7 protein-coding genes are annotated in these 4710 nt (G+C 65.3%); 5 read left to right on the plus strand and 2 right to left on the minus strand.

Annotation, left to right across the window (positions count from 1 at the left end; all coding sequences use genetic code 11):
• The first annotated feature begins 328 nt into the window (after nt 1–328).
• From E6G06_01280 to E6G06_01295, 4 genes are all read left to right on the plus strand, one after another.
• Nucleotides 329–742: a hemerythrin domain-containing protein gene (locus tag E6G06_01280; GenBank protein TML93730.1), complete on the plus strand. Its 414-nt coding sequence runs from the start codon at nt 329–331 to the stop codon at nt 740–742.
• 126 nt (nt 743–868) lie between these two features.
• Complete coding sequence (locus tag E6G06_01285) at nt 869–1153, plus strand: GlsB/YeaQ/YmgE family stress response membrane protein (GenBank protein ID TML93731.1); 285 nt, start codon at nt 869–871, stop codon at nt 1151–1153.
• 381 nt (nt 1154–1534) lie between these two features.
• Entirely contained in the window at nt 1535–1813 is a 279-nt protein-coding gene (locus E6G06_01290; GenBank protein TML93732.1) for a hypothetical protein, read from the plus strand.
• Between the two features lie 246 nt (nt 1814–2059).
• A complete protein-coding gene (locus E6G06_01295) occupies nt 2060–2536 on the plus strand; it encodes a CHRD domain-containing protein (protein ID TML93733.1) in 477 nt (158 codons plus the stop codon).
• Nucleotides 2537–2703: 167 nt separating this feature from the next.
• Here E6G06_01295 and E6G06_01300 read toward each other — a convergent pair whose 3' ends face one another.
• Nucleotides 2704–2925 (minus strand): hypothetical protein, encoded by a 222-nt coding sequence (locus E6G06_01300; GenBank protein ID TML93734.1) that lies wholly within the window; start codon nt 2923–2925, stop codon nt 2704–2706.
• Nucleotides 2926–3040: 115 nt separating this feature from the next.
• Between E6G06_01300 and E6G06_01305 the strand changes: the two genes are divergently transcribed.
• Nucleotides 3041–3418, plus strand: a complete 378-nt coding sequence (locus E6G06_01305) for a hypothetical protein (protein ID TML93735.1) — start codon at nt 3041–3043, stop codon at nt 3416–3418.
• Between the two features lie 306 nt (nt 3419–3724).
• Here E6G06_01305 and E6G06_01310 read toward each other — a convergent pair whose 3' ends face one another.
• Nucleotides 3725–4354 (minus strand): hypothetical protein, encoded by a 630-nt coding sequence (locus tag E6G06_01310; GenBank protein ID TML93736.1) that lies wholly within the window; start codon nt 4352–4354, stop codon nt 3725–3727.
• Nucleotides 4355–4710: the final 356 nt, after the last annotated feature.

Raw genomic sequence — 4710 nt, forward strand, 5'->3', positions numbered from 1 at the left:
GCCCTACGTAGGTGACGGCAACGACGTTGGGCGTCGAGTCGAGCGGAGCGGACGTGGCGCGAAGCGCACGATGCCCTTGCCCTCTCACCTCGCCCGCGAGCCCGGGCCATGAGCCGCGGGACTCCATTCGTCCCGCGGGGTCGTGCCCGCCTGGGAGCATCGTCCCGGTGCCCCGCCCGCCTGTTCGGCGTGTCGGTCGGCTTGCGCGTGCACCTCGTCGCGCATTCCTGCGGTCAACATCCGCTCCCCCGCGGTCACGAAACTGACGTGCGTCATCGACGCCACGAACGGGGAAGTAGGCGCAACACCCCCCGAAGGAGGAGACACGATGCCCGATGTCGTCGAGTTGATCGAGAAGGACCATCGCGAAGTGGAGGGTCTGTTCGCGACATTCGAGGCGAGCGAAGACGCGTCTGTGGCAACGCAGATCTGCGACGAGCTCGACCGGCACGCAACGGGCGAGGAGAAGGCGGTCTATCCCGTCATCGCTTCAGATGTCCCCGGCGGCGAGCAGATGGCCAAGGAAGGCGTAGAGGAGCACAAGGAGGCCCGCCAGCTCATCGGTCGCATCCGCCAGACCTCGGATCCGAACCACCTGGCGGAACTGGTCGAGGAGTTGAAGGAGGCGATCCAGCACCACGTGCAGGAAGAGGAGTCCGAGATCCTCCCCAAGACTCGTAAAGCCCTTGCGCCCGAGCGACTCGAGCAACTGGGTCGGGAGTTCCAAGCTGCCAAGGGCTGATCGCCCCGCGGCTCGGCGACGCCGTGAGTGTCATGGGCCGCGGTCGAGCGATTGTCTGCCCGGTTGACCGATCGGCCGACGGGGAAGGGCTCCCCTCCACACGACCTTCACGGAGGCACCTGCATCATGGCTCTCATCGCTTGGCTGCTTATCGGACTGGTCGCAGGCGCGGTCGCACGTCTGCTGGTCCCTGGTCGTGACCCGATGGGGCTCTTGGGCACTCTGGTCCTCGGTTTGGTGGGCTCGGTGATCGGTGGCTGGCTCGCAGTCCTTCTGACGAGCCGCACCATGAGCGAGTTCACCGCCGCGGGTCTCCTCGGTTCCATCGTGGGCGCGATCGTCGCTCTCATCATCTACCGAGTTCTTCAACCGCACGGGCGGGTTACGGGCAGAAGAGGCGCTCGTATCTGAAGAGGGTGCGTTTCCCTCACTGACCGATGGAACGGAAGAGGGCATCCGTCTGCGGGTCAGTGCGATCGTACTGCTGCGCAAGGCTGGTGATCCGACCCTGGCGGACGACAGCCGTGAAGGTGCCGATGGCGCGCGTCACCGTTGGCGAGAACTCGACGAAGTCAGCTTCGGTGGCGTGCTGGGGCTGCGCTGGTCTGAAGTCGTCGGACTGCGCGTCGCGAGACTCAACTTCTTCCGCGAATCCCTAGAAGTAGCTGAGACGATCGCCGAGGTCCGCGGCAAGCACGTCCGCGCCGAGGTGAAGTCCCCTGCCAGCCGGCGCACACTTGCCGTTCCGCCGTTCCTCATCGCCATGCTCTCTGAGCACCTCAACATCGAGGGCTGTCCGCCGCCGACCCCGAGGCGCTTTTCTTCGTCGCTCCGGAGGGCGGGCCGCTTCGTGCCGCTAACTTCCGCTCGCACGTGTGGGCGCCCGCGATCCAAGAGGCGGGGCTGGATGGACTGACCTTCCATGGCCTACGGCACACCAGAGTCGCGCTGATGATCGAGGTCGGAGCGCACATCGAGGCGATCAAGCAACGACTCGGGCACGCGTCGATCCGGGTCACGTCGGACACGTATGGAGCGCTGCTCCCGGCCGTCGACGCGAGCGTGACGTGAGGGCTGGGGACTCTCTTTCAATCCCGCGGCCTGTCCGCGGCCTCGCCGAACGTACGCCAGTCGCTTTCGTAGGCAGTCAGACCTCTGACCAGCGCTTTCGAGTGTGGAGGTGAGAGGACTGTTTTCAAACCATGAGGTTCGAGACGTCGTCGCACGGCTTCATGGGTGAACGCGTGGCACCGTGGACTCTGCTCCGCCTGCCTGCGAGACTGACTACCGTCATCATTCGGGTGTGAGGGGGCTTTCATGATCAGACGTGTTCTAGTGGCGGTCCTGGCTCCAGTGATCCCGCTGTCGATGGGCGTCGGGGTCGCGGCTGGCGCTGCCCAACAACCGACCCGAACCTTGGTTGCGGTGTTGAGCGCAGACGAGGAGGTGCCGGGATGTGCCTCGGCCACGAACGCGGCGCGGGGGCTCGCGGTCTTCCACGTCCTCGATGGGACGGTCCAGTTCAAGATCATTGCCAATAACCTGCCCGGCGCCATCATCGCGGCCCATATCCATGTCGCACCGAAGGGCGTCGCGGGAGCGATTGTGCAGCCTCTCCCCCCAACGGCCGGAGCCGAGAACGGCGTTGTGGCTCGGGGCAGCTTCACCGATGCCGCGCTCGTAGCAGCGATCCAGGCAAACGCTGACAACTACTACGTCAACGTCCACACGACAATCTGTCCCACCGGCGTGATTCGGGGCCAGCTCGGCGATCATGGGCCGCTCAACAACTAGGGGTCGGTTCGAACCCGTCGAACTAATTACTGCTGGCGCCTGAACCTCCCGGTGGCCCGCTCTCGCCTGACCGGGCCTCCTCATGTCTGGGCGCCATCTTCAGCGGGCGGTCCACGCCTCTTCGGATCAACGGAGAAGTCGCTTGGATTCGGCAGATACTGATCCGATCAGAGCGGCAGCCGACCCGCAAGCAGGCGGAGGCCCTCGGCGACGAGGATGCGAAGCTCCAGCTGCCAGTTTCTCGGATTAGCCCGCTGTTCGAAGCGACTGCGCGAGCCGTCGTCGCCGCCCACAGCCCGCCACAGGTTGTCAGGCCGGTCGGGATCGACGGGCTCGTCGAGCCGCTGGCTGGGGTAGCCGGTCCGGGCGAGGTGCCAGTCGGCGGACACAACCGTCCTCGAAGCGAGACGCCGGATCGCCGGGTCGGAGCTACCCCGAGCTGGAGGCGGACATCCGATGACCAGTCCAGCGCGTAGGAGGGATGAAGGCTAGCGGGAGGTAGTAATGAGTACGGTCCGGTGGCTGAAGGTCAGCGTGCTCGTCCTCGTGTTGGCGGTGACGTCGAGCGGGTGCGGCAAGAGCAAGTCGAAGTCGGCATCCACCAGCAGCGGGACGAAGGTGGAGGCCTATGACTTTCGCTTCGATCCCAAGGCCCTGAACGTCAAGGCCGGCCAGAAGGTCACCCTCACGTTCAAGAACGAGGGCAAGGCCGAGCACAACTTCAGCGTCACCAGCCTGGCTGTCGACCGGGATGCGGAAAGCGATGCGACCCAGACGGTGACGTTCACCGCGCCCGGCTCGGCTGGGGACGTGCAGTTCTTCTGCAAGTACCACAAGGACAGCCACAACATGGTGGGCACGCTGCACGTGAGCGCGTCCTGAGGCGACGGGCGCCATGCCGGATGATCACCCGGCCGGCATCGCCTTTGAGGATGCCCACTCACGGACCTCAAGCGCCGGGTTCTCGGTGACCCAGGTCATCCGCGCCGTAATCGGTGTGCAGGTGCCTGGCCCGGCGCAGCTCCACCCGCACATCGACGTCGAGCTCAAGCCGCTGGCCGGTCCCGGCACCCACGCGGGCGCGCCACGCCAACACCGCGCGTATTGGTCAGGTCGCGGGATGGGAGCCGTAGGGACGCCCGCGCGGCGGCCGAGCGCGGTCCCGGCAGCGCGCGGTGCGATGCTTCTCTAGGGCAGGGCGTTACATGCCGCGATGCCCGCGGCGTCCACTGGCGCGTCGGGCAGGACCGGATGCGGGTGCGACACGCGCGAGAAATCGAACATGTCGAGCATCGGGTCGGCCGCGGCATCACGGCGTGTCAACGCGGGCAACCCGAAGCGCGTTTCGATGAACTTCAGAATCGACGTGTGGTCATACACCGTGTGCGAGACGTGATGCGCCTTCGCGTACGGTGACACGACGAGGGCCGGTACTCGGATGCCGTAGCGATCGAACGCGCCGGGCGTGTCGCCGGGTTGCAGCATCGGAGGGATGTCGTCAGGTACCGGTGCCGGTGGCGGGCTCACGTGGTCGTAGAGGCCGCCGTGCTCGTCATAGACGAGAAAAAAGGCCGACGAGGGCCAGTTTGGGCTGTTCACGAGAACTTCTGCCCTACCTGCACGTTTGCGGGCGGGTGCTCGTCCGACTCGGTGTTCTTGTCGCCCAACGGGTCCGATTCGAGGAACGACACGTGTGGAAGCGTGCCGTTCGCAGCGTCGGTGAAGTACTGCGAGATCGGGAACACGTGACCCGCCGTGTGCTGCGCCACGTACGAGAACAGTAGCTCCACCTGGAATGACGCAAGGTAGATCTTCCAGCTCACCGGTGGCCGAGCTTCATCCAGCGCCTGGAAGATCGTCTTTTGGGTGAAGATGGCGACATCGTTGCGGATGTGGCCGAACGACGTACCGGTCAGCAGATAGAACCGGTTCGGGAATGTCTGGGTAAGTACGGACGCGAAGTAGCGGTCGGCGATCGAGAACTGGTTCGCAACGCCGTAGTAAAAGGGCAGCGTCTTCGAGTCGTAATAGCCCATCGCTCGGCTACCGGTGCGATCGGCAGGGTTGACGTTGGCGGCAGTGAAGCCGTCCATACGCCCGCCGTTCCATTCCCGGTGCGTGCCGTTCCACGAGTGGTCGAGGTCGGCGACCTCACATGGGCTGTCCTTGAGGAA

Source organism: Actinomycetota bacterium (assembly GCA_005888325.1).
In the GTDB taxonomy this organism is placed as follows: Bacteria; Actinomycetota; Acidimicrobiia; order Acidimicrobiales; family AC-14; genus AC-14.